The following is a 26,556-nucleotide window of genomic DNA, read 5'->3' as shown; positions in this document are numbered from 1 at the left end:
CCACATACAAAAACCAATATGAAAGAGAAAATATAATAAAAAATGATAATGAAAAAAATGAAAATAAAAATGAACTAAATACAACATTTACAAACGCATATATACTCGTTTCTTTTTTATAAAAATGATAAAAGGTTTCAAAATCAAAGAGCATGTATAACCTAAACATAAAAGTTAGAAATATAAAAGCCGCTCCTGCTAAATATAAAGGTATGATTGAGTACACAAAAGAAAAAACCATATACAACGAAAAAAATAAAAGATAAAAAATTAATCATGTATAAACTTTTCTTTTTGCGTAAAAAAGATCTATTTTCAGAAAAGCTAAATTTACTCATATCGATCTTCCTTTCCTCATATCAAACTACTAGCAATAATCGCATTATTATCAAAAATTTTGCTAACAGTTTTATATTTATAACCTAGCAATGTTGTCATAAGGCATAGAGCGCCAGACGCCGTATTAGTTCAGTTCAGATCCAAACCATTATTATTAAGATCACCTGCAATACGAACACTCACGCTCTCACCCTACCGCTAACCATTTATTGTGAAAACCTATCTCAAAAAAATAACGATCAGCGCACCAAGTACCGGAAGAAACATAGCGCTAGTGCGCAGGCAATCATCGCCCTTCTATCAGTTGATGGACGGTCGTCTACTCCTTCAAAACCATATCAATACACATCACCGCGGCTAAAATGAGTTTTCGAACATCATCGTTCTCTGGTACATCATTTGATATTTCAAGAATATAGTTATCCGCACTGGTAAATAGTTCTTTACCTAATCCGGCCCATTTCTTAGAGACGTGAGCAAACTCTTTCCCATCTTTTTTAAAGTAGAAATCCCACCCCGTCCATTTTCCTTCCAATTGACAGATCATTTGATCATGCTTATCAAGCACATCAAACTTCCCACCAATTGAAAAAAACTTCTGCGCAAAACCACCAATCGTTTGGTTATTTTGATCACTCACGGTAACTTTTGATAAAAACAGTGAAATCCCCCGCTGAAGGCGAACGATGCGCTGCCCATCAGGTGTGGTTATTTGAATGTCGAACGGTGTCATTCGTTTATAGTCAGTAAACCGCAGCATCTTGGTAAAAAAACCTAAAGAAGGTTCTCTGCACTGCATGATTACGTCCCCGGTAGAAGGGTCATAAATATCGAAGTTATTGGCAGCTTTGAATAAGCCGACATGCTCTTTTACTAAAAACAAATTACTATTGATGACATCGCTCATTCTCATTTTTTCTCCATTGGGGTAACAAGCAGTACACGCTTTATTAAAGATAAATTAGACTCTTTATCCTTCTCTTAAGCAACTGATAAATATTAATATTTAAAGGAGTAAAGATAAATCAGAACGGAATTATCATTCAACATGTCCCGCCATATGACCCCTTCACACATTTAAAGCTGATCATCACTCGTCTGATTCTATAAGCTCAACTTATCGCAATTCGAACCATCACCATTTGGTTATTTTCAGGCAAAACCAATCTTGCAAACTAATGGCGCCGAATAAATCTGCCGATAACCAAGCATAAAATGCGTTAACTAAAGGCTCAATGATAAGATTCACGACACAGTCAGCGCTGATTTAGGCCAACAAGAATGAGCAGATAATGAGTGACATTGGTATAAATACAAAGCTAATGCCGTAAATATTCAGCACTTAGTTTCGCAATTTTGTTCAATCTTTTCGCCGCAAATCTCCCTATACTGATATTCAAGATCAACGGAGAGTAATCGAGAAGGGCAAGCCAATGGCGCAAGAGAATCAATTCCAGTTCATCAATAGCAGCAGCTGGAAAAATATCACCGCGCTAAATGCCACCATGAGTGATTTTTCCTATTCTAAACATGCCCATGAAGAATATTCTTTGGGTGTGACTTTACAGGGCCGCCAAGATTTTTTCTGCCAAAATGCTTATCACAAGAGTCCTCAAGGTGGAGTGTTGCTGTTCAACCCTGAACAAGTTCATGACGGACATTCCGGAGGAGAGCAACATCTTAAGTATGTAATGCTTTATATTCATCCAAAGGAACTTCATCCCTTATTCCGAGCCCTCGGTTACCCACAACATTCGATCCCAAGGTTTGAGCAACCCTTGATCGAAAACCGGATGCTTCGCCACCAGATCCTCCAATTTTCATCCATCATCGACCAAGCCCACTATTCAAAAATCGAGTTTGAATCTTGCTTATTTCGAATTGCACAATCACTGGTATCAATGTCTGGGGTTTTAAGCATTGAGAAACCAAATAATAAACCAAGCGATAAATTGCTGCTTAGGGCAAAGGATTATATTTTGGCCAGCCTCGCGCAAGATTTATCAATTGACGATATAGCCATGGCTGCCAACATGTCTAAATTTCACTTTATTCGGCTATTTCGTCAGCAATTTGGGATTACACCTCACCAGTACGTATTGAGCTGCCGAGTCAATGTTGCGCGAAAAATTATCGAGTCAGGACAATCACTAAATGAAGCGGCTTTCATGGCTGGATTTGCCGATAGCAGTCATCTGATCCGCCATTTTAAACGTGTATATGGAATGACGCCAAAAACCTTCCAACGCCAACTTTCTGCATAAATTTATTCGAGGTTTCAATATGTTAAGCATTCTAATCTATGCTTTTAGTATTATGTACTCGCCTGGGCCTGTCAATCTACTAGGCATGCATAGCGGTATCAATAGAAACACTCGTGGTCACATCGGCTTCTTTGCTGGTGTGGCGTTCGCGATGTTACTACTTTTTATTAGCCTTGGCTTGCTTGGTGCGACCTTGGTAAACCCTGTCTTACTACCTTACCTCAGTTTATTGGGGTGCTGCTACATTTTATATGTCGCATGGAAGATCATGAAAACGAGTGTGGATATTAAGCCCTCGTCCAATGATAAAAAAACCTTGTCATTTTGGGATGGTTTTCTTATACAACTATTAAACCCCAAAGGATTAGTTGCAACGCTGCCTATCGCAACCATTCAGTTCCCGGCAGAAGATATTTATGGAATGAGTATGATTCTTTGGTCTGTGGGTTTATCGATGCTTGCTTTTGGCGCGCCGACTAGCTACTCGATCATCGGCATGCAACTTGGAAAAAAGCTAAATAATCCGGTTTACTTCAAAATATTTAATCGATCCATGTCAGGACTACTGGTATTAGTGGCGTTCAGCATCGCTCATGAATACGCATATCAAGAAATTATAAAATAGTAAACTCAGCAATAATTAACTTAGCTCGATATGGTACAAGTCACCTTTCTGTCCAATGCGAGTTTAGTTTCCAATAAAAAAGTTCTGAGCCTGTGACCCTTTTAAGCGTCAAATTCTCAGAACTTTTAGAGTTCACCGATAACTAAAACCAGCGTTGCTTATTTCACGAGAGCGGCTTTCGCTTCCGCTATCCAAGCATCAAATTGTTTTTGATGGGCTTTAATCCATCCATTTGCGTGGGCTTCAATATCCTTACTTTTGTTTTTCCCTTGACTCATCATCATGTTTTGAGCACTAACATCGTTAATGTTCAGTTTTATGATAGAAAATAGCTTCTCTGCGGCTGGGTTTTCTGCGGCAAACTTTTTATTCGCAACAATATTCATTGAGTTCATTTGGAAACCATAATTCTTACCGTTCGGTAAAGTGGTATCAACATCTGTTCGTTCGCCAGGGAGCGACGAGAACGGGACTTCCAACCAAACGACATCTTTACCTGGGACCAATACACCGCTCACCCAATAAGGGGTCCAGGTGTAATACAAGATCGAACCACCATTTTTATAACGAGAAATAGTATCGGCGATGATCGCTGAGTAATTACCTTGGTTATGCGTAACTGTATTTTCTAAACCGAAAGCAGAAAGTTGATGTTCAATCACACCTTCACATCCCCAACCAGGGTTACAGCCCGTTAGGTCAGCTTTACCATCACCATTAGCATCAAATAACTTAGCGATTTTTGGATCTTTTAATTGAGCAATATTGGTAATACCGTATTTAGTCGCGGTCTTTTTGTCGATTAAGTAACCTTGAGCGGCACCAGAAATATATTCTCCCGAGCGAAAGAACTTTTCATCAGCGCCCGCTTTTGCATATTTATCGGCATGCAATGGAAACCAGCCAACGGTTAAATACGTTGCATCACCTTCAGCAATTGAAGTATAAGCAACGTTATAGTCCACTTCTTTAGTTGGACTCACGGTGTAACCTAAAGCTTCCATCGCCTTATTTACAATCAGTGTCTGAAATGTCTCTTCTGCCACAGTTGACTGAACGGGTTGAACCGTAATACCTTCACCTGGAAGTTTTTCGGCTAAGACCGTAGTTGAAAGCGTCGCCGTAAGCATGGTCGTTGCAGTAAGCAAGCTTTTCCATGTTGTATTCATATTTCTCTCCTTGAGTTTCAAGTCTAATTAGGATTTAACTTTACGATAGATAGAGTGAATAAAAGCTGCTGGGCCACTGTGATACCAGCGTGATTTCTGATCACGTGATTCAACACCAATGGTTTGAGTCAGCCGATCGAGTAAAATAGCTAAAATAACGATACCGAGGCCGCCAACCGAGGCCATCCCCATATCTAAACGGCCGATACCGCGCAGTACCATTTGACCAAGGCCACCCACCGCGATCATCGACGCAATAACCACCATCGATAAAGACAGCATTAAGGTTTGATTGACTCCGGCCATAATCGTGGGCATTGCTAAAGGAAGTTGAATCCGATAAAGCATTTGCTTCGAACTTGCGCCAAAGGCATGTCCCGCTTCAATAAGCTCCTCTGGAACCTGCTGGATCCCTAAAATAGTGAGCCGAACAATTGGTGGTAAGGCAAAAATAATCGTCACCACCACACCGGGCACATTACCAATACCAAATAACATCACAATGGGGACTAAATAAACAAAAGCGGGGGTTGTTTGCATGGCATCTAGCATGGGTCGAATAATGCGTGCAGCCCGCTGACTTCGCGCCAGCCAAATCCCCATGGGGAGCCCAATTAATAAGCAGAAAAATACTGAGGTCAGCACCAATGCCAAGGTAACCATGGCTTCAGACCATGCGCCGATTAAACCAATAATGGTCAGTGACAGCAAAGATGCAATGCCCATTTTGCGCCCAGCTAACTGCCAAGAAATCAAAAATAGGATGAACAGCATTATCGGTGCTGGTGTAGACACTAGGGTCGTTTCAAAAGATTGTAGAATAATGTCAATTGGGACCCGAATGGCTTGAAATAACGGCCGACCATGGGCGACTAGCCAGTTTAAAGCGGTTTCGATCCAGTGATCGAAAGGAATGACAGCCTCCTTAAAAGGATGAAGCCAATCAAATGACTCCGGTGCAGCATTGGTCGTTAGCCAATCATTGGCTGCACTGGCGGTGTCTGCTGCACCACTGGACCAAGGATCAGCAGCAGATGTTGCTGGCGTGGCGGTTGCCCAAGGATCGGCAACCGGCGCTGAGGTTGCGGTCGCCCAAGGGTCTACTATCTCTGTCGCAGGCGTTGTTTCCGTTGTCATGTCTATTCTCTATCTAATACTTTTAACAGTCGTGATTTAGTAATCACGCCAAAATACTTACCATGTTGGTCGACAACTGGCACCGAATAAGGAACTTGAGCAACTGGGCCAATCAGCTCGCTAACGGATAGTTCTGGGTCAATAGTGATGGTGTCAGGAAGTAAAGCGCTGCTTAAAGATGCATTATCTTTCTTGGCAGCCTTTAGTGAATCTAAAGAGACAATACCCGAGAATTTGTTGGCCCGGTCAACGACGATGCCAAACTCTCGATCATTATCTACCAGCAATTGAATTGCGGTCGCCGGACCGTCATTATCATGCTTCTTAAATACTGCCGCAGGATTTTTAAGCGCGATATCTTTGGCTGTGAAAATAGTCGCCGTATTTACCCCACGGAAAAATGACCGCACATAATCGTTAGCTGGCTTTTGTAAGATCTCATCAGGAGTTCCCACTTGAACGACGATCCCATCTTGCATAATAGCAATTCGATCACCAATACGCATGGCTTCATCGAGGTCATGAGAGATAAATACAATCGTTCGTTTATCATCATTTTGTAAGCGGATTAACTCATCTTGCATTTCGGTGCGGATCAGCGGGTCGAGAGCGGAAAAAGCCTCGTCCATCAACAAAATATCTGGGTCGTTCGCCAGAGCCCTTGCAAGACCAACACGCTGCTTCATACCACCAGAAAGTTCATCTGGATATGAGTCACAGTAGGCATCTAAGCCAACCCTATCCAAGGCGGCTTTCGCACTGGCATTGCGTTGATTGAGTTCAATACCTGCCAGTTCCAAACCAAAGGCCGCGTTCTCAATCACTGACATATGTGGCATCAGCGCAAAATTTTGGAACACCATAGATACGTTTTGTCGACGAACTTCCCTTAATTCTGCTTCGGATATTTTAGCGATATCTCTTCCATTCAGTAATACGCTACCTCGAGTAGGCTCAATCAATCGATTTAGCAGACGCACAAGGGTGGACTTTCCTGAACCCGATAGGCCCATGATGACGAAAATTTCACCTTCTTGAATACTTAGTGAAACATCTTTCACACCAACGGTGAGTCCTGTTTTCTCGAATATTTGATCTTTATCGAGACCTTTGTCTATTAGAGGAAAAGCGAGTTCGGGTGTTTCACCGAACACTTTATACAAGCTTTTCACTTCTAGTATGCTTCGCATTAATTACATCCTTGATTTTGTATGAAACTAAATCATTCATATTTGTTATGTACTCTAAACATTTTTGTGACGAACTTCAAGTATTCAGTTTGATAACGGCGTAATTAAAACCGAATAAAATACAATGTTATCATAGCGTTATATACACATTCTTGTTTCTGTATAAAGTGTTCCCAAGCGGCACAATACTTCGTACTGAATGTATTTTCACCGATGATTACAAACAGATAAATAGATCTTATTCGCCATGACTGATTTTAGGTCGGTGTTTGTGCCACAGAAAAACCTATTAATTTTGCCAAAAGACGAGCGTAAACCAAGTCAATACCGTTCAATATGACTTCAAGCGAAAAGTTGAAACGTCTTGAGCCAGATGTTTTATCGCTCTCATACTGAGTGACTCGTATTGGCTTTTGCATGGCAGCTATAAAAACTATGTACGGTATCAGTCACAAAAACGTAGCGATAAATACAGATTTAAGTTAAACCAAAATTCACCAAGTTATTCGCTATTCATATGCCTCTTTAAATTAGATATTTATTCTTGATTTTGAATAACGACAGACGTTTAATAAGTAAACTATTATTTAATGCTGAAATCGTGATCAGCTGATGACTTTGTCGTCATAAGCAACCACAAAGTAATAACAACTGAAGCAAAAACGGAGAAAGGAATGATATTTTTTGGCTCAAAGGGTAAATCCATATCAGGGCACGTCATAGAAGGACTCCAGTGCCCAAGTTGTGAAAATGAACAGTTTATTACTTTCGGCTTACTTCGATACTTTCACCTATATTGGATCCCCACATTTGTTACCTCCAAAAAGGTTGGTATCGAATGTACTCATTGCAAAAAAACACTCATCGGCAAAGAATTACCAAGCGACTTAGCGAAGCAAATCAAGAGCACGGTTTATAATCTAAAAAACACTCTACCGATGTTTTCCGGGCTGATTATCATTGCCTGTTTGGCCTTAACGCTAAGTTATTCCTTACAGCAAAATGGCCTTCAAGAAGTGGCTTATATCGAGCAACCCGTGATTAACGATTTATATATTGTTAATTTCACAAAAATATTTACCGAAGCAGATCCAAAATACAAATATGGGCTGATCCGAATAAAACAAATTTCAGTAAACAAAGTGACGTTTCAAGTGAGTCAGGTTGCCTACAATAAGGCCTCTGGTGTGCGTAAAGACATCGAAGAGAATAAGGCTTTAGCTGATTCTTACTATGATGATGAACCTTTATCCTTCGACATCAAACAACTCAAATTAATGAAAGATTCCGGCGCAATTTATTCCATAGAACGTCTCTAAGCGATGAAGTAGGAAACGGTTAGAATCCAAGCCACCTATTTGGTGGCTTGATGTCAATAAGCTAATATTTTTATAGTAAACAATAACTTCCGCTACATAGGTATAATTAAATAAAAACAAGCGCACCACTCACTCAAGGCGGCTGTGAATCATTGTTGAATATCAACCACTGAGAATCGCGAATCGACAAATTTTCTCGAAATGCCGCATTGCTCAAATAGAAGCCACACCTTCGCAATAAAATTATCACATACTTGGGTCTACTCTTCGTGCATCGCAATAATTACACCAATGGCCAGTTCAATACTATCGGTAATACGGGCGCACCCCATACCGTTAGCCATTAAAAATATGTCAAAGTGTTCGCAGGCCAGAAACGGTTCACGTTCTGCCATGTCGTCCTCACTACACACGATCACCCGAACGCCAGGATGATGCTTGGTAAAACAACTCAACTTTTGCTCAAAAGTGGCTGGGTCCGCGAGGCGATGAACTAAATTACCGAGCATCGCCATATCCAGCGCTTCAAATTGGGTTTCGCCTTGATCTGAAGTACAACCACATTGATGTTCGGCTGTATGCTCTCCCCCTTCTTGCTGGCATTGGCACTCATGTTGATGTTTGGGTTTATGGTTGTGCGCTTCACCCTTACAGCCGCATTGTTTCATGTCTTTGTTTGTTACAGTGTGCATAAACAGTCCTCTGTAGGTATTGCTTGTTGCTTATCAAGCAAGCGTTGTAACCATCGTGGGGGGGCCTGCATCACCTCTTGCAAACGCTCTAAAATAATCTGGCTGGGCTGCGGGGTTAATTGCTTCAGCGGCAAAATGTCGGCACGACTAACTCGTGCCGCCGCAGGCCCACCAATCGATAGGGTCGCGAGCAATTGGCAATCACCAATTAGTTCGATCAAATAGCTGGTCCGTTCGTCCCCAGTTTTATTTTCCACCACTGGGCGCACATCGACTAATTGATAGCCCTGTGAGTTCACCTGATAAATCAGAAATCGCAAGCACGAGCCAAAATGACCGTCTATATCTTCCAAATTGTTCGAGCTCACGGCTAATTGCAGCACCGATCCAGAGAGTTCGCGACTCACGGGCACTTCTGGTGGTTGCATAGCACTGATCTGAGTCGAACTAAAAATGGCGTGTACTTGATTCACTTGACCGCGTTCAAGATGAGCGCTTGAAGACTGAAGTACTTCGCGTAAAGCCTTGGGACTTAAAGCACGAAGCTTTTTCTCGGTCAGCGGCTCACCACAGTGTTTCACCAAGATATCGACAAATTGTTTTAATTCGATATCAGGCATCGCTTTCGACGCCATGGCTAACCTTAAGGCTAACTGGTCACTCATTGAAACGCTCATAACTTTCTCCTGATGATAAAACTAAACATTAGGCTCGACGGGCACGAAAGGTTTTAGGCAAGGTAGGCTCTGGGTTAACGGGTTCTATGTAATATTTACTCCCATCACTGAGTTCGATTTCTCCGCCCCACTGGTCGCTTTGCTCAAACTGTAAATTTTGAATGGGCAGTTCCAGGTCTTTCTTGGCGATATAAGCCTGCAGCGCACCGGAAGCTTCACGGCTAATAATAAGATTTGGCATACTTAGATTCCTTAAGATGGCCGGAGCAGTGCACCGGCCATTGCTTCATACAGATAACGAGGTTTAACGAACCAGATCGAAACCGTAGTCTGTTTTACCCAGCTCTGAAGTGTCTTCATCGAGTTTTGCCAACACTTCGTTGACCAGCGTGGTCAGCATATACATGCCGCCTTCGTAGCCTAAAGTGGTGTTACGATGCAAATGGTGGCGATCGAAAATGGGGAAACCCAGTCGAATCAGGGGTACTTCAAACTCTTCACCCTTGGCTTTGGTATCGCGTTGGATGAATTTGGCGTATGAGTTACCAATCATAAAGTCAGGTTTATTAGTGAACACCAATGAACGGAAATGCCATAGATCTTTACCGACGTGAATTTCAGCATTGGCCGTAGTTGGCGATTGCGCAATCAAGGCTTCCATCTTCTTACGCCAGCGTTTTGCGGCGTTATTACATAAGATGTGTTTAATTTCACAGCCCAATTCCATCAGAAATTTAGTTAAACCCATTAAGTAATCTGGGTCGCCATAGATAGAGAAGCTGACTCCATGTAGCCAAGTATGCGAGTCTGTCATCATGTCTACTAAACGGCCACGCTGGGTCGCCAGTGATTCAGGGATCGCTTTGCCAGTGAGTTCAGAAATCTTCATTAAGAATTCATCGGTCCAATCTAAGCCCATTGGAATATTGAGTGTAGGCACTTCATGCTTCCAAACGCCTTCCACAAACTTCTTGGTTTTTACCAACTGATCGGGTTGCAGCAAAATGGTGGTAATCGCGTTTGGTGCATCTTCTAGCTCAGCCAGCGGTGTGCCGCCTGCGTACATACGATATTCGCCATCAGCTGGCGTATCGAGTACTTCCGAAGGATCACTCAATAGACTGTAATTAACATCCATCTGCTGCAGCATGCTATGGATGACTCGGTAGTTTCCTAAGTAGGTTTCAAAGCCGGGAATAAGGTTGATTTTGCCATTACTAGCGACCACCTTATCGTCCATGTTTTTGCCCGTGAAATACTTGGCAAAGCCCTCAAACATGCCATCCCAACCGGTGACATGACTGCCCACAAAACTCGGTGTATGGGCAAATGGGGTTGGCAAGTCTTCTGGGATGTAACCCTCTTTCTTGGCATTACCAATGAAGGCATTCAAGTCATCACCAATAACTTCCGCCATACAGGTAGTAGAAACAGCAATCACCTCTGGCTTGTACAATGCCAAGGAGTTTTGAAGACCGTCGTACATATTTTTTTGGCCGCCAAATACCGCTGCATCTTCGGTCATTGAATCTGACACACAAGCCACTGGCTCTTTAAAGTGACGGTTAAAGTAAGTGCGGAAATAAGCCACACATCCTTGCGAACCATGTACATAAGGGAGGGTTTTTTCGAAACCCAAGGCACATAATACCGAACCAAGTGGTTGGCAGGCCTTTGCGGGATCGATGGTTAAGGTTTTGCGTGAAAAGTTAAGCTCTTGGTACGCTTCGGTGGTGGTCCACTCAAAGACTTCTTTGATCTTCTCGTCACTCACGCCTTCTTCATGATCGGCACGTTTGCGCGCCATCATGTCTTGATATTCTGGCTGCTGAAACAGCGGGTAGCCAGCTTTGATATCGTCTACTGATTGACTCATTTTATATCTCCTTCCGCGCCACTCATCTGTGAACTAACGGATTGAGTTAAACACTCAAGTGCGGTTGCACTCATCCTGACCTTGCTAAGCAAACTAGACTGCACTTAAGCAGCTGCTTGATTTTCTGTCTTATCCGCCTTCCATGGTGGCGTTAACTTATTCCAACAAGGGTTGTTCAGCGTCATGTCCATGTCGCGGGCGAAAATAGCAAACCCATCGAAGCCATGATAAGGACCGGAATAATCCCAGCTGTGCATTTGACGGAATGGGATCCCCATTTTTTGAAAGATGTATTTTTCTTTCACACCGGCACCAATCAGATCGGGTTTCAGTTTGTCGGCAAATGCTTCTAACTCGTAACCTGTTACGTCATCGTAAATCAAGGTGGCATCTTTCACTTCAGGGACGGTTTTGCTGTAATCATCGTTATGACCAAATTCATAACCCGCACCAACAATTTCCATACCTAAATCTTCATAGGCACCAATCACGTGACGCGGACGTAAACCACCCACATACAACATAACTTTTTTGCCTTCTAAGCGAGGACGGTACTTGTCGACAACGGCTTGCCATTGCGCTTTGTAACCAGCAATTACCTCTTCAGCCTTGGCCTGAATTTTCTCATCGAACTTGGCCGCAATAGCGCGTAAGGATTCTTCACACTTAGTGGGACCAAATAAGTTGTATTCCATCCATGGCACACCGTATTTTTCTTCCATGTGGCGACAGATGTAGTTCATCGAACGATAACAGTGAACTAGGTTAAGCTTCACCGAAGGGGTATTTTCAAGCTCTGGTAAGGTACCGTCACCCGACCACTGCGCCACGACCCGTAAACCAATTTCTTCCAATAAGATCCGTGAAGACCAGGCATCACCACCAATGTTGTAATCACCAATGATGGCCACATCGTAATCGGTGGTCGCTACTTCTTTACCTTCCGACTTATCCAAGACGTAATCTCGTAAAGTATCGTTAGCGATGTGGTGACCCAGCGACTGACTCACCCCACGGAAACCTTCACAACGCACTGGCACGATGGTTTTACCGATTTCTGCACCTTTGGTTTTAGCAACCGCTTCAATATCATCACCGATCAGCCCTACAGGACATTCTGATTGAATAGAAATCCCGCTCGCTAATGGGAACAACATTTCCACTTCGTCGATCATGGTGGCAAGTTTTTTATCACCCCCAAACACAATGTCGCGCTCTTGGAAATCAGAGGTAAAGTTCATGGTGCCGAAGCTGTTTACCCCGGTATAACCGGTATAATAGTTACGACGGCCAGCGCGTGAGTATTGGCCACAACCCACAGGACCATGAGAGATATGCACCATATCTTTAATTGGTCCCCACACAACCCCTTTCGAACCCGCGTAAGCACAGCCCCGCGCGGTCATCACCCCTGGCAACGACTTACGGTTAGCGGTAATACAACTACCCGTTCCACTGTCGTTGGCATCGAGGTGCTTTTTACGATCCGCTTTGGCTTTTTCTGGATAAACTTCTAGCACTTCATCAATCAGCGCTTGAGTTTCTGCTTTATTGTTAGACATTGCTGCCTCCTATAGCATCAATAAGATCACTTGGTTGGTGAATGATTAGGCGGTCACTTCTTCAGCAACTTGACCAATGATCGACTCGTCTTCTGCGTCCATGATGCCGAATTCCATAAGCAACTCTTCTAACTCATCCATAGTCACAGGAGTCGGAACGACAAATAACTTGTTGTTGATGATTTTATTGGCGAGGGCGCGATATTCATCGGCTTGATTACATTTAGGGTTGTACTCAATCACGGTCATACGACGAATTTCAGCTTGTTGTACAACGTTGTCACGCGGTACAAAGTGGATCATTTGAGTACCAATTTTGGCCGCAAGCGCTTCAATCAGTTCATCTTCACGGTCACATTTACGTGAGTTACAAATCAGACCCGCTAAACGAACACTACCGGTGGCAGCATATTTACAAATCCCTTTAGAGATGTTGTTTGCGGCATACATCGCCATCATCTCACCCGATACCACGATGTAGATTTCTTGCGCTTTGTTTTCGCGAATAGGCATAGCGAAACCACCACAAACCACGTCACCCAATACGTCGTAGAATACGAAATCGAGATCTTCTTCATAGGCGCCTTCTTCTTCTAAGAAGTTAATCGCAGTAATCACACCACGACCCGCACAACCTACACCTGGCTCAGGACCGCCAGACTCAACACAACGAACACCGCCGTAACCGACTTTAAGTACATCTTCTAATTCGATATCTTCTACAGAACCCGCATCAGCAGCCATTTCCATAATGGTGTTTTGCGCTTTTGCATGTAAAATAAGGCGGGTTGAATCCGCTTTAGGATCACAGCCGATAATCATTACTTTCTTGCCAGCTTCTGCTAAAGCACCTACTAAGTTTTGGGTAGTAGTTGATTTACCAATACCACCTTTTCCGTAAATTGCACATTGACGAATAGCCATAATATTTTCTTCCTTTAGCTTGATAAACGGTTCCCGCAGTAACTATTGCGAATACCGAGCCAACTGGAATAAAAACCATAAGTCGTTGAATAAAAACAAGAATAAATCATCACTAAGAAGTTTTTGTCGCAAGTGCGTGCCACAAAGCCCTCATCAATGTCGCTTACACAACAATCATTGTAAGAATGATTGTGCTTGCGGAGCGACCCCCAACAAATGAATAAATGACTTAGATACAATTAAATCACTCAATATTGAGAAAATGTTCAGGACAAGTAATATAAAATGCAGCTCGATCATGCCACTGGGCTAAATGTCATTATCGAACCTAACCAGCAGCTTCAGCTGCTTAAGTGAACACCACAACAGATTGTGCAATGCTTGCAGCAGTAAACTTAGAGCTGTGGCTCTCGGTTTATCGTGGTTATGGCTTAACTCAATGATATGCGCAAACACATCCCACTCACGATAGGCGACAGCATTAACCGCAATATAAACCGCTAGCGCCTAATATAAGGGGCGGTATCCTCAACCAATAACGGATAGTCGCTCATACTCGATTTTACCCACGTTCTGACAAATCACGACTAAATCCTATAAATGGCTTGCTGCATCATTGCTCACAATAGCGCAAACATGTGTTTGGGGAGTTGGGATGACAGTCTAGTTATTTGTTACCATGATCAACCTTTTCACATCACTAGCCAGTAAGCAATTCCATCTTTACCAATGAAGATAATACGGCTAAGTTTGATATTAGATTGATTGTATGTGTATCAATTTTTTAAAAGTAATGTGTCTGTAGAGCACTTACTTAAATAAGCGTTAGAGGGGAATACACACTCTTAATTTGGCCTATAACATGGTGGCTGGTCAAGCATTGCTTGTCCTAGAATATGCGTCTCTCCCAACTTTTTGTTTAAGCATATTGAGTTATAGTTTTCATCGCGTTGCAATGTTGAATCGCCCCTCGATTCCTCAAAAACGTCTTCACACTCTGGGACTTGCAACCAAGAGTGTTCTTTGTGGTGCTGCGCTCACCAAGCTAGATCGTTTTCTCAATACAAGCTCTACGCTGGAAAAATAAGAAGACGTTTTAAAACAGGAATCGCTGTCTAGCTATCTTGTTAGGGAGTCACTGACTCCCGTATTGTTACTTGTAAATAATCAACTATAAGTGAGTCATAAACGTGCCTTTCGGACGAACAGGTAGGTATTTTTTATAGAAATTTTGGTAATACTCAACTGGGTCTAAATCTTTAAAAACTTCCGGATACATTATCTTGGCGTAATATTGGATCATAGCACCATCCAAAATCGTCCGAACCGCACCGTGATATGCACCATAGATTCGATTGTTTTTCACAGCTGCTAACGTTGTCCAGTCATCGCGATTTTTATAGCCGAGAAGACGTTGCTTCGCTAACTCTTCATCAACTCCTTGTCCCATAACCATCGCTGTTTTATTTGCTCGACCAGATTCATAACCAGTGATAACGACAATGTCTGGGTTAGCGGCAATAATTTGTTCAGGATTGAGTTTTCCCCACCATTCGACATAAGGAGCTGCGATATTATCTGCGCCAGCCATTGTGGAAATAGCACCCCACATGTTTTTACCAAACGTATAACCAATTTCTTCCACGCCGGCACCTCCGTATTCAGTATAAACCTTTGGTTTAGGTAGGTTGGCTTCTTTTAACCTAGCGTTGATCATCTCTACACTTTGCTGGTACTCACTCGAAATTTTGGCTGCGCGCTCTTCCTGGCCAGTAATAACACCTATTAGCTCAGTACTCTTAACATGACGTTCTACGGTTTGGGCATTGTAATCAACAACGATAATCGGGATCCCTACAGACTCGAAGCGTGATACTTCACTCCCCAGCGCTTTATATTGCCACTCGGCTAGCATCAATAGATCAGGGTTTAGTGCTATAACTTTTTCAACAGAGAAAGAGTTGGTATCCACTCGACCCATGTCAGGAATATTTTTTAAAGAAGGACGGTGTTTTAAATATAACTCCCAGTTTTCAGTGCGAGTTTCCCACATGTATTTTGCCATCCCAACAACATGATCAAATGCCGCTTCAGTACCTATTGCCATATAGTCTTCTGGATAAAAGCCAACAACTACACGTTGCGCTGGGGCATCAAAAGTGACTTCACGATCAATAACATCCGTGACAGTGGTGAGTTTTGCAAACGAAACCTGACTAAAAATAACTGCGATTAAGCCAAGTAATATTTTGTACATTTTATATGAGTCCTTATCTATTTTGCTAACCGATTAATACTGAACTGCCTTGAAGACTGCGTCACACTATCCATTTGCTAACGATAATGCAAATAAACATCATTTGCATTTAATTCGGCGTAGACAATACATTGGCAAGAAATTCACACTAAGCAACTGAATATTAATACAAAAATTAGGAGTTCGGTAATCCTCCCATTATTAACCGCATTTATTCGTAGAATTCATGCTGCCGTTTTTAGTGGTGGGAACCCTCCATTTGCAAGGTGTGGTCGTTGATGATTGTAGAACCATAACCATTGGGTCGCCCGATCTTGAACCTCTTCAAGTGTGTCAAACAAATACTTACTCACTAAGCCAAACCTCATAGTACGGTTGAACCTTTCTATATAGGCGTTTTGTTGTGGGTTCCCTGGCTGAATATAATCGATTCGAATGTCGTGGTTGTTGGCCCATTTAATAAACGCATGGCTAATGAACTCAGGACCATTGTCGCAGCGGATCGCAACAGGTTTGGTTCGTTGTTCGATGAGCTGCTCTAAGATCCGAGTGACTCGTACTGTGGGCATTGAAAAATCAGGTTCTGACGCCAGACCTTCACGTTTGTAATCATCTATCACATTGAATAAACGGTACTTCCGGCCATCAGATAGCTGATCATGCATAAAGTCCACGGACCAAACTTGGTTTGTTTTAATCGGCTCTTTAAGAGGCTCTGGCGTATGGCGATTCAGGCGTCGTTTTGGCCTAATACGTAAGTTTAGAGCCAATTCGCAGTAGATCCGATAAACCCGCTTATGGTTCCATGTATACCCTTTAACGTTCCGCAAATGGTGAAAACACAGGCCAAAGCCCCAGTCAGAGCAGTCTTCACTGTTGCACAGCGTTACTAACTCCTGAGCTATCAACTCATTCTCAGGTTGAAGCTTCGATTTATAGCGATAGCAGGTCTCGCTGATCCCAAACCAATAGCATGCACTTTTAATGCTGATGTGATAGTTCGCCACCGAACGCTGAGCCATCAATCGACGCTCACAGGGCTTCACCACTTTTTTGCCATCGCTTCTGAGATCACCTCTGCTTTAAGGCGTTCTTCCGCATACATCTTTTTAAGCCGTCGATTTTCATCTTCGAGTTCTTTCATCCGCGCCATAAGGGATGCGTCCATACCACCGTATTTCGAACGCCACTTGTAAAAGGTTGCGTTGCTCATTCCATGCTCACGACAGAGCTCAGGAACAGGTGAACCAGCCTCAGCCTGCTTGAGAATAGATAAGATCTGACTGTCCGTGTAACGTGACTTTTTCATGTTGAATCTCCTGTATTTACTATACGAGAAAATTCTACTTTTGCATGGGATTAATTTTCGGGGGAATTACCGTTCCATTTCTGGATATTCTATACTTGATACAACAAGGGGGCTGAAAACGATCTTTAACTTTAGTTGACTTTCCATTTCTGGTGAAGATTCAGTTCAAATCGTGGTTACTCGCTTACGTATACCGATGGCGATATTAACTGCAGTTATAAGTGGCATGTTAGGAGCTAAGAACTAAAAGTTGGGAGTTGGGAGTTGGGAGTTGGGAGTTGGAATAGCAGAAATGCGGACATGACTTCACAACAATATGGCGAGCCCTTATATATTCTAGCTAGGCATGGCAAGAAATAACAAGATTGTCATTCTAAAGCAGCTCGTTGGGATGACTGTCTGGTTAATTGCATCAAACTGAGTCACCTACTGTGAATTTAGCCGTTAATCGGCATGACAATAACCTGAGGACTAAATGATTTCAGTGGTGTTCACTTCACTAACGTTGTTACTGTCCCTGTAGTTTTTAACATGGATGTCTATGCTCTTCTTTTTGCTCAAATTGAGCACGGCGTAAAGGATAGAGAGTAAAAGCGCAGGCAGTTTAATTGTGGCTTAGTAAGATGTTATTCAACCTATAACCACTTTATGCTTAAAAAACACTCATGCGCTCGCCCTGTTATGGTGCATTAATGAGGGAGGCCCCAAGCACCTTCAATAACGACAAACATATCAAAAGGATACTTTAAAAAATCAATTTTATTTAACTTAGACTGTAATCCTGGTGATAATTGTGAGTACTCTATATTTGGTTGAATAGAAGTTTTAGAAAAAACAAGCTTCCTAATTAAATGTACCTGCTCCTTAATAACAGAAGATTTTTCTAAAGCATTTTGTTCCTCAAGAATAAGTAATGAATTAGCTAAATTAAATATTTCAGGCTGAGTACATTGTAGAAGCGCGTCATCAAGTAACTTCGTTAAACCTTTTGAGGCCTCTTTAGGTAATTTTTTTAGGCGGGCTCTGTCAGTTGATGACAACGTAAAAGATCTCATTTTATTACGACAGCGCTCACTTTTCTCACTATATTTAGTTAAGTTAACCTGGACCAAAAAAGAAGCATATTTAGCTTCCTCTGAAATTTCAGCTATAGAATAGAATGGAAGTGTCAGTAACAATGTGAAAATAATTTTATTTAGCATTATATTTACAACCTAAATATATAGCCTTCCAAAATTTATATTCTTTAGGCTTAGAGATATGAGCTTGACCTTGATTAAATGCAATAAATTCAATTCTTTCTTGTGCTATTTTATCAAAAGCATCAAAGGATTGGTAAAAATACTCCCAATTAGCCATATAAATATTATAGCTTGTTTGATTCGCCTCAGAAATAACAACTTTACCTGCACCATTTAGTACTTCCTTGGCTGTGCCATTAGGAATAGCATTCATAACAGTGGAAACACCTGAACTAGACGCTCCCCTTTTTACACTACCTCCAAAAATAGAATAAATATGGCCCATGAATAGAGCGTATCTACCAATCTTTTTCAAGTTGTATATTTGTTTTATTTCCTCAATAGCTTTTAGGCTATTTTCATCTAATTTTAAATCAATAATGATTGGACACTCTTTCAATTTTAATCCTTTAATAATTGTAAAGTTTAATGTGAATAAATATACGTGATGCAACCCTTTACACCCCAGACATAATGATCCCCTGGTGAAAGTGTCGACCTCCTGCGTTTATCGTGGATTCGTCAAACTAGAGCCACACTGTTAGATGGAAGTCATAACAGAACAGGAGATCGACACGTCTAAATCTAGCACGTTTTTCATTGGACTAGACGTTCACAAAGAAACCACAGATGTCGCTTATTGTATTGATAATTCGAGAGATGAGCCCGTGTTCCATGGCACCATCCCCACCAATATTTACTCTATCAAAAAATTTATCGATAATTCTATCAAAAACATAAATACTTGGCTAGTCATCTTTGTGTAGTTTATGAAGCTGGGCCTTGTGGGTTTTGGCTTTATCGTCATTTAGTTAAGCACGGTATCGCGTCAAACAACGCGTCAGACAAGATACCCCAACTAACGAAACGCTTATTATAGTCTAAACTATCAACAGTGGTTTATTTGGGGGAGTTATCATTATGCCTCAGCCTAGAAAATCGCAAGTAAGCTTGGATGATACGCCTTATTACCACTGTGTTTCCCGCTGTGTACGTCGGGCTTATTTGTGTGGTGAGGATAAGCAAACAGGCAAGAGTTATGACCATCGCCGCCAATGGGTAGAAGACTATTTGCTAAAGCTAGCGGAGGTGTTCGCCATTGATGTGTGCGCCTATGCGGTCATGAGCAATCATACGCATATCGTAAATTATATTAGACACCCATGATTGTGGCGAAGTATTCGCCCCCCATCAACGCTTAAGTAAAGTCTTCGCGTCGAGTGCTTGTTATGGGCCTTGTTGATCAAATCCAAACTCAAGGTGCAGTTATTCTAGGCTCTTACTTTATTTAGCCAGTTACCTGACAAACAGGCATACCTAGCCTAGTCATTTTGTTTAATGCACTGACACTTACCATCATTTCACCCGCTTGGGCGTTGTAATGACGTAAGCTCAACTTATCACTCGTCAGCTGTTTGTAACGGTACATGGCCGTCTCTGACAGTGAACACTCGTGATAACCCGATTGGGTTTTCCATTCTTCTAGTTGGTCATTTTGCAGGGCTTCAACGGCTTGGTTGCGAGGATGGCCTTCCTCCCAGTAAGCGGCGTTTTGCCTCGGTGGGATCACCGGGGCTATTCTTTTCGTTCCAATACCCCATAGCAGCGTTTAGTGTCATAATCCCCATCCGCCGAGACTTTTCGAATTTTGCGACGAAGTGGGTTTAGCTGTGTGGGTAAGGCTTCGCACTCATGCACTGAATCGAGTGATGCCACCATGCTCACTATTTCATGCGTATCAGTATCAACGGCAAGGTGGAGTTTACGCCATACTCGGCGCTTTTCTTTGCCGTGCTTACGCACCTTCCATTCTCCTTCACCAAACACCTTTAAACCCATTGAATCAATCACGATGTGCCTAAAGGTTATATAGGTTAAGTGCCGCGAAAAGGTGTTATTATTGATTTTGTTTTTAGAATGGGTGTCTAGTTTATTTCTTCAAATGTTGAACGCCCCATGCATGTAGCGCTTCTATTATGGGAGTCAGGGATTTTCCGTAGGTCGTTATTGAGTATTCAACTTTTGGGGGAACTTCTGCGTATATCTTTCTCGAAATCAGATTGTCGGCTTCTAGTTCTCTTAGCTGTTTTGTTAGCATTCGTTGTGTAATTTCTGGCATTAAACGGCGTAATTCATTAAAACGGATCGTTTCTGAAAGTAGATGGTAAAGTACTATCCCTTTCCATTTTCCGCCAATAACTTCTAACGTGGCTTCAACTGGACAACCATTATTGCAGTCATAGTCGCTGTGACTCATGATAACTCTCCCTTAGTATACAAAATGATACTACATACCAAAAATGTGCGTACTTACTTTGAATTTCTACTTAGTTTACTCTTCTGGTGTCTGAGCAACAATATTGGTAGCAATGAGATGCTACGTATATGTTTAATAAATTAAGGGATAAGTTATGAAGGTTTTAATTGCACTTGCGCATCCGGATGTAAATGAACAATCAATCGCTAATAAAATTATTATAGAGAGGCTGGTTGATAGAGATAATATTGAAGTAAGAGATCTTTATAGAATGTATCCTGACTTTAACATTAACGTCGATGCGGAGCAAAAAGCACTGTTAGGAGCTGACATAGTTATTTTTCAATACCCATTTCATTGGTATAGCATGCCTGGAATGCTGAAAGAGTGGTTAGATAGAGTATTTTTGCATGGTTTTGCTCACGGAGATACTGGTGATAAATTAAAAGGAAAATCGTTTATGATCTCGACGACAATTGGTGGTCCTGATCAGAGTTACTCAGAGGGGGGGCTCAATAGCTTTACTGTTGAAGAGTTTCTAAAGCCATTACAACAGATAGCTAAGCGTTGCGGAATGATATATCACCCACCAATTGTTTCCCACAACATGGTTTACATTCCAGATAGTTACGGTGATAAATTGGAAGTTGAACAACGTGCCGTTGCTCATGCGAACAAACTGGTGGAGTTTATAAATAGTTTAGATTTTCGTCAGTGTAACTAATCATATTTAGTTTTTGTAGTATTATATGTATGCAAAAACCGAATCGGGTAGCCGTAGGTATCTAGCCTCCAGCCCCCACTACACCCGGCATGCGGCTCCGCACAGGGCGTTTCCTGAAAATGTTTAAAATACAACGGTCGATTCGCGCCTTTGCATTCCAATGACGGCTTTTGATTTTGTGCCACTGTTTCTAAGTCCGATCGGATATAGAACGAGTGAGCAGCACAGGCTCCTCATTGATTTTCAGGTTCAGGTCTTCACTATGTCCCAACCACTACACAATAAAACGGTATTGGGACTCTTTATCTAAAAATACCGTCTGCTTAAATCGCCATGGAGTCAGTTAATCATTCACTATGCCACTACAGCTCCCCCACTCTTTATTTATAAGAAGTAGAACATGGACTTTCACATCATTCGTTCATGCCCCTGCCGGGCGTACACAAATTACTCAAGTCGACAGCGAACGCTCGGCATTTTAGGTTTAGTCTATGGTTAAGGTGGCTTTGCTTGAGTTCTATAGCGGTTAGCTGCAACTTAGTAAGGCCTTAGCCAAGGATAAATAATGAAGAAAATTGACTATAAGAAAGAGTTGAAACACCTATACAAACCTTCCCCGAAGAGCGTTGAGATTGTTGATGTCCCAGAAATGAATTTCCTGATGATTGATGGCCAGGGTGATCCGAATACAGCGAAAGACTACAGTGACGCAATCGAGGCTCTCTACGCCTTGTCGTATGCTCTCAAATTCATGGTCAAGAAAGGCGAATTAGAAATTGACTACGGCGTCATGCCATTGGAAGGGCTTTGGTGGGTTGATGACATGTCTCTATTTGACATCAACGACAAGAGCAAATGGAAATGGACGTCTATGATTATGCAACCGAAACATGTGACACAAGATCTGTTCTTAGAAGCCTACAAGCAGGTAAAGGAAAAAAAGAATTTAGAGGCATTGCCAAAGGTTCGTTTTGAGTTATTTTGTGAAGGTATATCAGCACAGACTATGCACATTGGACTTTTTTCAGAAGAGGGACCAACGGTTGAGCGTGTCCATGAATTTATCCATGCCAACGAATACACGCAAGCCGGTAAGCACCATGAGATTTACTTGAGTGATATTCGTAAAGCTGCCCCTGAAAATTGGAAAACAGTAATACGGCAACCCATAGAAAATGGCTAATCGGGTAGCCGCAGGTATCTAGCCTCCACAACACCCTGCATGCGGCACCGCACAGGGCGTTTCCTGAAAATGTTTAAAATACAACGGCCGATTCGCACCTTTGCATTCCAATGACGGCTTCTGATTTTGCGCCACTGTTTCTAAGTCCGATCGGATATAGAACGAATGAGCTGCACAGGCTCCTCATTGATTTTCAGGTTTGGGCCTTCACCGTGTCCCAACCATTACAAAATAAAGCGGCATTGGGAGTCTTTATCTAAAAAACGTCCGCTTGCTTCAGACATTCCCTCACGGTAATGCCCTTGCCATTCGCGAGTCCTTAGCGTTTATTCATCATCGTGTGATTAAACGCTGATCTTCCTACAGAAGATCTGCGCGTACATAAGGCCAAGCAGCATTGGAGCTATGGAGCTATGGAGCTAGTTTATTTTCAAGTCCCAACTAGAATTACTCCTCCTGATGATCTGTTGTTACTGAAATATCGGCCCATAGTTCTAGTTCTTTCATACGATTATTTAGGATGTCCCGTGACATAGAAAGAGCATCGCTACCTGCGACTAGTCGAAGTGGTGCCGGGCTTATACCCGCAGTTTTCACAATGAGTTGAGCAAGCCTTTTAGGGTCACCGAGTTGCGCATGGCTATATTCATCGTATTGTGATTTTTGAGTATTTGCGACATCCGTATAGTCTTGTAATTCAATTTGGCCATAACGTACAGAAGAGTCATCCAAAAAGTCTGTTCGAAAAAAGCCTGGTTCAACAATAGTGACATCGATGCCAAAGCGGGCCACTTCCAACGCGAGGCTTTCTGAGAATCCTTCTACAGCAAATTTTGCAGCACAATAGATGGCAGCGCCGTCAAAGCCCAGAGCACCACCAATAGATGACAAATTCAGAATGTGCCCGCGTTGCTGCCTGCGCATAGCTGGCAATACTGCACGGGTCACGTGCATCAGGCCAAAAACATTAGTAGAGAATTGTTGCTCTATAGCGCGCTGCTCAACGGTTTCAAAGTGACCGAGCTGACCGAAACCAGCATTGTTAACAAAAACATCAATACTACCAAATCGCTCAATTGACCAGCTGACCGCCTCTTTCGCCTGAATATAATTATTCACGTCTAGCTCAATACATTCTAGCTGTGGTTGGATTTCTGAGCCCAATTGCTCCCGAAGCCTTCTTACGTTACGTGCTGTTGCGACGACATTGTCACCAGAGACCAGTGCCGCTTGTGCAATTTCGAAGCCGATACCGCGAGATGCGCCCGTAATGAACCATGTTTTCTTCATAAGTAACCTTTGTGCTAATTTTCAAATTTGAGCCTCAAGGCTCACTGGTAGTTATCGTGGATGAAAAGCACAAGTAGTCGGTATGACTCTTTCCCATAATTCTTGTATTATCCTCCATATTCTAATTAGTATTCTGAATTTAGTAATACAGGAATGGAGTACTGATATATGCGTACGATATGCGATCTGGCAAAGCTATTACTCGATTTATCGAACGATGATGGTATTTTTCAGACACCAATTCCACGGGTTTCGATTATGAAATCCTCCATACCCACCACGCCTGAGCTGGTTCTTTACGAACCAGCAATATGTGTGGTTGCACAAGGGAGGAAAGAGGCTAGACTCAACAATCAGATTTACCATTACGACTCCGCGCACTACCTGTTAGGCTCTGTACAGCTACCCGTTTTTGGCGCAGTCACAGAAGCTACAAAAAGTAGTCCGTATCTTTGCCTGCGACTGGATCTGGATTCTGCACTCATCGCAGAATTGACCGAGCTATGTACCAAAACAAGCGATAGTGAAGGCACGACTTCCGGATTAAATCTGGGATCAATGGATGATCAATTGGTCGATACTGTAGTAAGGCTGACCGAGACGCTGCAATGCCCACAAAATATCGCGGTGTTGTCACCATTAATTGAAAGAGAGCTGATTTGGAGGCTACTTCAGAACCCGCAATCTCATACAGTCCTTGTTCAGATGGCGACAGCAAACAGCCGACTGAGTCGTATAAAAAAAGCGATAACATGGTTAGAAACCCATTTCACCGAATCGATATCCATCAATAAACTGGCCAGCATCGCAAATATGGGACAGTCAGGTTTTTATAAACATTTTAAAGACGTCACTGGGACAAGTCCGATTCGGTTCAGAAGTCATTTGCGATTGATGGCAGCAAGACGGCTTATGTTGGTGGAGGGATATGCCGCCGCAGAAGCGGGGTTTGAAGTCGGCTACAAAGAACCCTCACAATTCAGTCGTGAGTATTCGAAACAATTTGGGTTACCGCCCAAACATGACTCTATGCGCCTCAAAGGTAATTTTCAGTCGGTGCTTTGATAACAAGTTTGACCTTTGTTGTAATTCTAATAAGTAAAATATCTCCGAACATGCTCTGGTAGGTTTGTTATTTAACTTGCCAGAGAAACTTAATCGGGTAGCTGAAGGTATCTCGCTCTCATCTCTCCAGGGCTTGTATTTCAGCTAAAACTTAACCAGTAGAAGCCACAACAAATCAAGCGATACCCTGTGCGCCCAATGTTCATCGTGACCTCTCCCTGCGAACAGAGCCCCTAAGCCGCTAAGTCAACCCGAGCCAAGCAAACGAGCGACGTAAAAACTTGTCAACTTCATGGTTAACGATCAGGCCGTGGGCCATGATCAGAACTTTCGGCTCCCAGCTCAAGATCTGCTGTAGGTGTTGCCTGGCCTCACTTTTACCAAAGATAAAACTAAGGCGCCAATCGATGGGCATTTTGCCATGGGGCGCAAGGATCCCGGTGGCTTTTGCGACATGGCGCTGAATTGGCGTAAAAACCTCGGGTGAAAAATTCTCGACCAGATCGGTCACAATCAACACCTGAGAGGGCCTATGATAAAACACACATTCCTCCATCGCGACAGAACCAGTAAATAACAATTGCGCGATATCAGCTTGCCAAGGGCCGGGGATATTTGGCGTAAATAATCCGTCAAAACGAATATCTTTGCGCTTCGTTTGTAAAGCTTTAGTAGCAAAAATCTGAGCCTGAGGGTGCTGCTGTTGCCACTCACTAATAAACAAATGATGTAATTTATTTGGCGCCACTAAATACTTAACCGGACCAAGTTGATCCAATTGTTGTTGCAACTGACTTGTCCAACGAATCGGGCTGTGTAGCCACAATGAACCGCACGATAAACGGATCACAGTCATGCGGGTACTATAAGGCAAGCCAAAAAATGGCACCGTTTCGCCCTCACCGACCCAAACACTATTGGAAATTTGAATCATGGCTACTTCCTTGTTCACTCACAATAATGGCTCCATAAATACTCAACAGCTTGGCAACACGAGTAAAATGCAGACCAGACCCTATGATGATATTAGGCTTAAAGGCTTGCCCTGCTCTGTAAATAATTTTTCCAGCTCTTGGTAGCCTTCTAAAACCATAATCAGCTCTGCTTTTTGTTGTTTGGCGATGCTTAACCAATGTTTTCCCTCTAAGGCTCCTACCAAAGCATACAATAGATTTAAACTAGGCTGAGTTGCACCGAACTGCTTCACCTTGATAAAAGCTCGGATTGCGCCTAACTCACGTAGGTCTTCTAGCGAAATAATTCCCGCTTGCTCAAGCATTTGAGCTGATTTTGGCCCCAATCCTGGTAAATCTGTTAGGCTTTTCATCTGAGTATGTACTTCTTCATGAATACCAATTCAAACCATAGATAAAAACTATCACAGCAATAAAAACAAACGGTTACACCAATTACGATATATTAAACTATGATGTTTACGAACAGTAAGGGTCACCCC

The 26,556-nt window shown here is 42.5% G+C and carries 24 protein-coding genes and 2 pseudogenes; 7 read left to right on the top strand and 19 right to left on the bottom strand.

Translation table 11 applies throughout. From position 1 onward, the window contains the following. Window positions 1-658 precede the first annotated feature (658 nt). Complete coding sequence (locus ACRRSW_RS10435; RefSeq protein ID WP_432453285.1) at window positions 659-1,246, bottom strand: phospholipid scramblase-related protein; 588 nt, start codon at window positions 1,244-1,246, stop codon at window positions 659-661. Between the two features lie 526 nt (window positions 1,247-1,772). On the opposite strand from ACRRSW_RS10435, the gene ACRRSW_RS10430 reads away from it, so the two are divergent. Continuing rightward, the gene (locus ACRRSW_RS10430) at window positions 1,773-2,603 is read left to right on the top strand and encodes an AraC family transcriptional regulator (RefSeq protein ID WP_432459310.1); all 831 of its coding nucleotides are present in this window, start codon (window positions 1,773-1,775) and stop codon (window positions 2,601-2,603) included. Between the two features lie 19 nt (window positions 2,604-2,622). Next, window positions 2,623-3,228 (top strand): LysE family translocator, encoded by a 606-nt coding sequence (locus ACRRSW_RS10425; RefSeq protein WP_432459309.1) that lies wholly within the window; start codon window positions 2,623-2,625, stop codon window positions 3,226-3,228. A 158-nt stretch (window positions 3,229-3,386) separates the two neighbouring features. Here the strand turns inward: ACRRSW_RS10425 and proX are convergent, their stop codons facing one another. Genes proX through proV form a run of 3 tightly spaced genes read right to left on the bottom strand, consistent with a single transcriptional unit; the run spans window position 3,387 to window position 6,724 of the window. Continuing rightward, the gene (proX, locus tag ACRRSW_RS10420) at window positions 3,387-4,397 is read right to left on the bottom strand and encodes a glycine betaine/L-proline ABC transporter substrate-binding protein ProX (RefSeq protein WP_432459308.1); all 1,011 of its coding nucleotides are present in this window, start codon (window positions 4,395-4,397) and stop codon (window positions 3,387-3,389) included. A gap of 27 nt (window positions 4,398-4,424) precedes the next feature. Continuing rightward, complete coding sequence (gene proW, locus ACRRSW_RS10415; protein WP_432459307.1) at window positions 4,425-5,534, bottom strand: glycine betaine/L-proline ABC transporter permease ProW; 1,110 nt, start codon at window positions 5,532-5,534, stop codon at window positions 4,425-4,427. A gap of 2 nt (window positions 5,535-5,536) precedes the next feature. Then, window positions 5,537-6,724, bottom strand: coding sequence for a glycine betaine/L-proline ABC transporter ATP-binding protein ProV (gene proV, locus ACRRSW_RS10410; protein ID WP_432453291.1), 1,188 nt, complete (start codon window positions 6,722-6,724; stop codon window positions 5,537-5,539). A 674-nt stretch (window positions 6,725-7,398) separates the two neighbouring features. Here proV and ACRRSW_RS10405 point away from each other — a divergent pair. Further along, window positions 7,399-8,043, top strand: a complete 645-nt coding sequence (locus ACRRSW_RS10405; protein WP_432459306.1) for a hypothetical protein — start codon at window positions 7,399-7,401, stop codon at window positions 8,041-8,043. 260 nt (window positions 8,044-8,303) lie between these two features. Here ACRRSW_RS10405 and ACRRSW_RS10400 read toward each other — a convergent pair whose 3' ends face one another. The 10 genes from ACRRSW_RS10400 to ACRRSW_RS10355 all read right to left on the bottom strand — a co-directional run bounded on the left by ACRRSW_RS10400 (window position 8,304) and on the right by ACRRSW_RS10355 (window position 18,981). Then, complete coding sequence (locus ACRRSW_RS10400) at window positions 8,304-8,735, bottom strand: hypothetical protein (protein WP_432459305.1); 432 nt, start codon at window positions 8,733-8,735, stop codon at window positions 8,304-8,306. After that, a complete protein-coding gene (locus tag ACRRSW_RS10395) occupies window positions 8,723-9,412 on the bottom strand; it encodes a NifB/NifX family molybdenum-iron cluster-binding protein (RefSeq protein WP_432459304.1) in 690 nt (229 codons plus the stop codon). The genes ACRRSW_RS10400 and ACRRSW_RS10395 overlap by 13 nt, the downstream gene beginning before the upstream one ends. A 28-nt stretch (window positions 9,413-9,440) precedes the next feature. After that, window positions 9,441-9,653 carry a putative nitrogen fixation protein NifT gene (gene nifT / locus ACRRSW_RS10390; RefSeq protein ID WP_432453301.1) on the bottom strand — a complete coding sequence of 71 codons (213 nt, stop codon included), beginning with the start codon at window positions 9,651-9,653 and terminating at the stop codon, window positions 9,441-9,443. 63 nt (window positions 9,654-9,716) lie between these two features. Further along, window positions 9,717-11,288 carry a nitrogenase molybdenum-iron protein subunit beta gene (gene nifK / locus ACRRSW_RS10385; RefSeq protein ID WP_432453302.1) on the bottom strand — a complete coding sequence of 524 codons (1,572 nt, stop codon included), beginning with the start codon at window positions 11,286-11,288 and terminating at the stop codon, window positions 9,717-9,719. A 104-nt stretch (window positions 11,289-11,392) separates the two neighbouring features. After that, window positions 11,393-12,850, bottom strand: coding sequence for a nitrogenase molybdenum-iron protein alpha chain (nifD, locus tag ACRRSW_RS10380; RefSeq protein ID WP_432453303.1), 1,458 nt, complete (start codon window positions 12,848-12,850; stop codon window positions 11,393-11,395). Between the two features lie 45 nt (window positions 12,851-12,895). Beyond that, window positions 12,896-13,774, bottom strand: a complete 879-nt coding sequence (gene nifH / locus ACRRSW_RS10375) for a nitrogenase iron protein (RefSeq protein WP_432453304.1) — start codon at window positions 13,772-13,774, stop codon at window positions 12,896-12,898. Between the two features lie 1,171 nt (window positions 13,775-14,945). After that, window positions 14,946-16,031: an ABC transporter substrate-binding protein gene (locus tag ACRRSW_RS10370; protein ID WP_432459303.1), complete on the bottom strand. Its 1,086-nt coding sequence runs from the start codon at window positions 16,029-16,031 to the stop codon at window positions 14,946-14,948. Window positions 16,032-16,255: 224 nt separating this feature from the next. Continuing rightward, window positions 16,256-17,340, bottom strand: a protein-coding gene (locus ACRRSW_RS10365; RefSeq protein ID WP_432458895.1) for an IS3 family transposase whose coding sequence is annotated in 2 segments (ribosomal slippage) — window positions 16,256-17,091 and window positions 17,091-17,340 — 1,086 coding nt in all. Because the reading frame shifts where the segments join, the coding sequence is not laid out codon by codon here. A 689-nt stretch (window positions 17,341-18,029) separates the two neighbouring features. Next, complete coding sequence (locus ACRRSW_RS10360) at window positions 18,030-18,542, bottom strand: hypothetical protein (RefSeq protein ID WP_432453306.1); 513 nt, start codon at window positions 18,540-18,542, stop codon at window positions 18,030-18,032. Next, on the bottom strand, window positions 18,532-18,981 hold the full coding sequence (locus tag ACRRSW_RS10355) for a hypothetical protein (RefSeq protein WP_432459302.1): 450 nt from the start codon (window positions 18,979-18,981) through the stop codon (window positions 18,532-18,534). The genes ACRRSW_RS10360 and ACRRSW_RS10355 overlap by 11 nt, the downstream gene beginning before the upstream one ends. A gap of 521 nt (window positions 18,982-19,502) precedes the next feature. On the opposite strand from ACRRSW_RS10355, the pseudogene ACRRSW_RS10350 reads away from it, so the two are divergent. Further along, window positions 19,503-19,736: pseudogene (locus ACRRSW_RS10350) on the top strand (transposase); the annotation flags it as partial. 133 nt (window positions 19,737-19,869) lie between these two features. Here the strand turns inward: ACRRSW_RS10350 and ACRRSW_RS10345 are convergent. Beyond that, window positions 19,870-20,438, bottom strand: a pseudogene (locus ACRRSW_RS10345) (IS5 family transposase); the annotation flags it as partial. Between the two features lie 73 nt (window positions 20,439-20,511). Continuing rightward, window positions 20,512-20,838 (bottom strand): winged helix-turn-helix transcriptional regulator, encoded by a 327-nt coding sequence (locus tag ACRRSW_RS10340; protein WP_432453308.1) that lies wholly within the window; start codon window positions 20,836-20,838, stop codon window positions 20,512-20,514. 154 nt (window positions 20,839-20,992) lie between these two features. Between ACRRSW_RS10340 and ACRRSW_RS10335 the strand changes: the two genes are divergently transcribed. After that, on the top strand, window positions 20,993-21,562 hold the full coding sequence (locus tag ACRRSW_RS10335; RefSeq protein WP_432459301.1) for an NAD(P)H-dependent oxidoreductase: 570 nt from the start codon (window positions 20,993-20,995) through the stop codon (window positions 21,560-21,562). A 565-nt stretch (window positions 21,563-22,127) separates the two neighbouring features. After that, window positions 22,128-22,745: a GyrI-like domain-containing protein gene (locus ACRRSW_RS10330; protein WP_432459300.1), complete on the top strand. Its 618-nt coding sequence runs from the start codon at window positions 22,128-22,130 to the stop codon at window positions 22,743-22,745. Window positions 22,746-23,192: 447 nt separating this feature from the next. On the opposite strand, the gene ACRRSW_RS10325 is transcribed toward ACRRSW_RS10330, so the two are convergent. Continuing rightward, entirely contained in the window at window positions 23,193-24,035 is an 843-nt protein-coding gene (locus tag ACRRSW_RS10325; protein ID WP_432459299.1) for an SDR family NAD(P)-dependent oxidoreductase, read from the bottom strand. Window positions 24,036-24,203: 168 nt separating this feature from the next. Between ACRRSW_RS10325 and ACRRSW_RS10320 the strand changes: the two genes are divergently transcribed. After that, entirely contained in the window at window positions 24,204-25,100 is an 897-nt protein-coding gene (locus ACRRSW_RS10320) for an AraC family transcriptional regulator N-terminal domain-containing protein (protein ID WP_432459298.1), read from the top strand. 241 nt (window positions 25,101-25,341) lie between these two features. Here the strand turns inward: ACRRSW_RS10320 and ACRRSW_RS10315 are convergent, their stop codons facing one another. Further along, window positions 25,342-26,034, bottom strand: coding sequence for a DUF4336 domain-containing protein (locus tag ACRRSW_RS10315; protein WP_432459297.1), 693 nt, complete (start codon window positions 26,032-26,034; stop codon window positions 25,342-25,344). A gap of 81 nt (window positions 26,035-26,115) precedes the next feature. Continuing rightward, window positions 26,116-26,427, bottom strand: a complete 312-nt coding sequence (locus ACRRSW_RS10310; protein WP_432459296.1) for a TfoX/Sxy family protein — start codon at window positions 26,425-26,427, stop codon at window positions 26,116-26,118. Between the last annotated feature and the right edge of the window lie 129 nt (window positions 26,428-26,556).

The organism is Agarivorans sp. QJM3NY_25 (assembly GCF_050870875.2).
GTDB lineage: Bacteria > Pseudomonadota > Gammaproteobacteria > Enterobacterales > Celerinatantimonadaceae > Agarivorans.
Note: the sequence above shows the minus strand (reverse complement) of the source record. Positions and strands in the feature narration are given on the sequence as shown.

Bases quoted from the DNA above. Each gene is read 5' to 3' on its own strand.
- proV (WP_432453291.1), bottom strand. From the start codon at position 6,724: ATGCGAAGCATACTAGAAGTGAAAAGCTTGTATAAAGTGTTCGGTGAA.
- ACRRSW_RS10335 (WP_432459301.1), top strand. From the start codon at position 20,993: ATGAAGGTTTTAATTGCACTTGCGCATCCGGATGTAAATGAACAATCA.
- ACRRSW_RS10430 (WP_432459310.1), top strand. From the start codon at position 1,773: ATGGCGCAAGAGAATCAATTCCAGTTCATCAATAGCAGCAGCTGGAAA.
- ACRRSW_RS10370 (WP_432459303.1), bottom strand. From the start codon at position 16,031: ATGTACAAAATATTACTTGGCTTAATCGCAGTTATTTTTAGTCAGGTT.
- ACRRSW_RS10435 (WP_432453285.1), bottom strand. From the start codon at position 1,246: ATGAGCGATGTCATCAATAGTAATTTGTTTTTAGTAAAAGAGCATGTC.
- ACRRSW_RS10360 (WP_432453306.1), bottom strand. From the start codon at position 18,542: ATGCTAAATAAAATTATTTTCACATTGTTACTGACACTTCCATTCTAT.
- nifK (WP_432453302.1), bottom strand. From the start codon at position 11,288: ATGAGTCAATCAGTAGACGATATCAAAGCTGGCTACCCGCTGTTTCAG.
- ACRRSW_RS10310 (WP_432459296.1), bottom strand. From the start codon at position 26,427: ATGAAAAGCCTAACAGATTTACCAGGATTGGGGCCAAAATCAGCTCAA.
- ACRRSW_RS10425 (WP_432459309.1), top strand. From the start codon at position 2,623: ATGTTAAGCATTCTAATCTATGCTTTTAGTATTATGTACTCGCCTGGG.
- nifT (WP_432453301.1), bottom strand. From the start codon at position 9,653: ATGCCAAATCTTATTATTAGCCGTGAAGCTTCCGGTGCGCTGCAGGCT.
- ACRRSW_RS10395 (WP_432459304.1), bottom strand. From the start codon at position 9,412: ATGAGCGTTTCAATGAGTGACCAGTTAGCCTTAAGGTTAGCCATGGCG.
- nifH (WP_432453304.1), bottom strand. From the start codon at position 13,774: ATGGCTATTCGTCAATGTGCAATTTACGGAAAAGGTGGTATTGGTAAA.
- ACRRSW_RS10400 (WP_432459305.1), bottom strand. From the start codon at position 8,735: ATGCACACTGTAACAAACAAAGACATGAAACAATGCGGCTGTAAGGGT.
- proX (WP_432459308.1), bottom strand. From the start codon at position 4,397: ATGAATACAACATGGAAAAGCTTGCTTACTGCAACGACCATGCTTACG.
- proW (WP_432459307.1), bottom strand. From the start codon at position 5,534: ATGACAACGGAAACAACGCCTGCGACAGAGATAGTAGACCCTTGGGCG.
- ACRRSW_RS10340 (WP_432453308.1), bottom strand. From the start codon at position 20,838: ATGAGTCACAGCGACTATGACTGCAATAATGGTTGTCCAGTTGAAGCC.
- ACRRSW_RS10315 (WP_432459297.1), bottom strand. From the start codon at position 26,034: ATGATTCAAATTTCCAATAGTGTTTGGGTCGGTGAGGGCGAAACGGTG.
- ACRRSW_RS10325 (WP_432459299.1), bottom strand. From the start codon at position 24,035: ATGAAGAAAACATGGTTCATTACGGGCGCATCTCGCGGTATCGGCTTC.
- nifD (WP_432453303.1), bottom strand. From the start codon at position 12,850: ATGTCTAACAATAAAGCAGAAACTCAAGCGCTGATTGATGAAGTGCTA.
- ACRRSW_RS10330 (WP_432459300.1), top strand. From the start codon at position 22,128: ATGAAGAAAATTGACTATAAGAAAGAGTTGAAACACCTATACAAACCT.
- ACRRSW_RS10320 (WP_432459298.1), top strand. From the start codon at position 24,204: ATGCGTACGATATGCGATCTGGCAAAGCTATTACTCGATTTATCGAAC.
- ACRRSW_RS10405 (WP_432459306.1), top strand. From the start codon at position 7,399: ATGATATTTTTTGGCTCAAAGGGTAAATCCATATCAGGGCACGTCATA.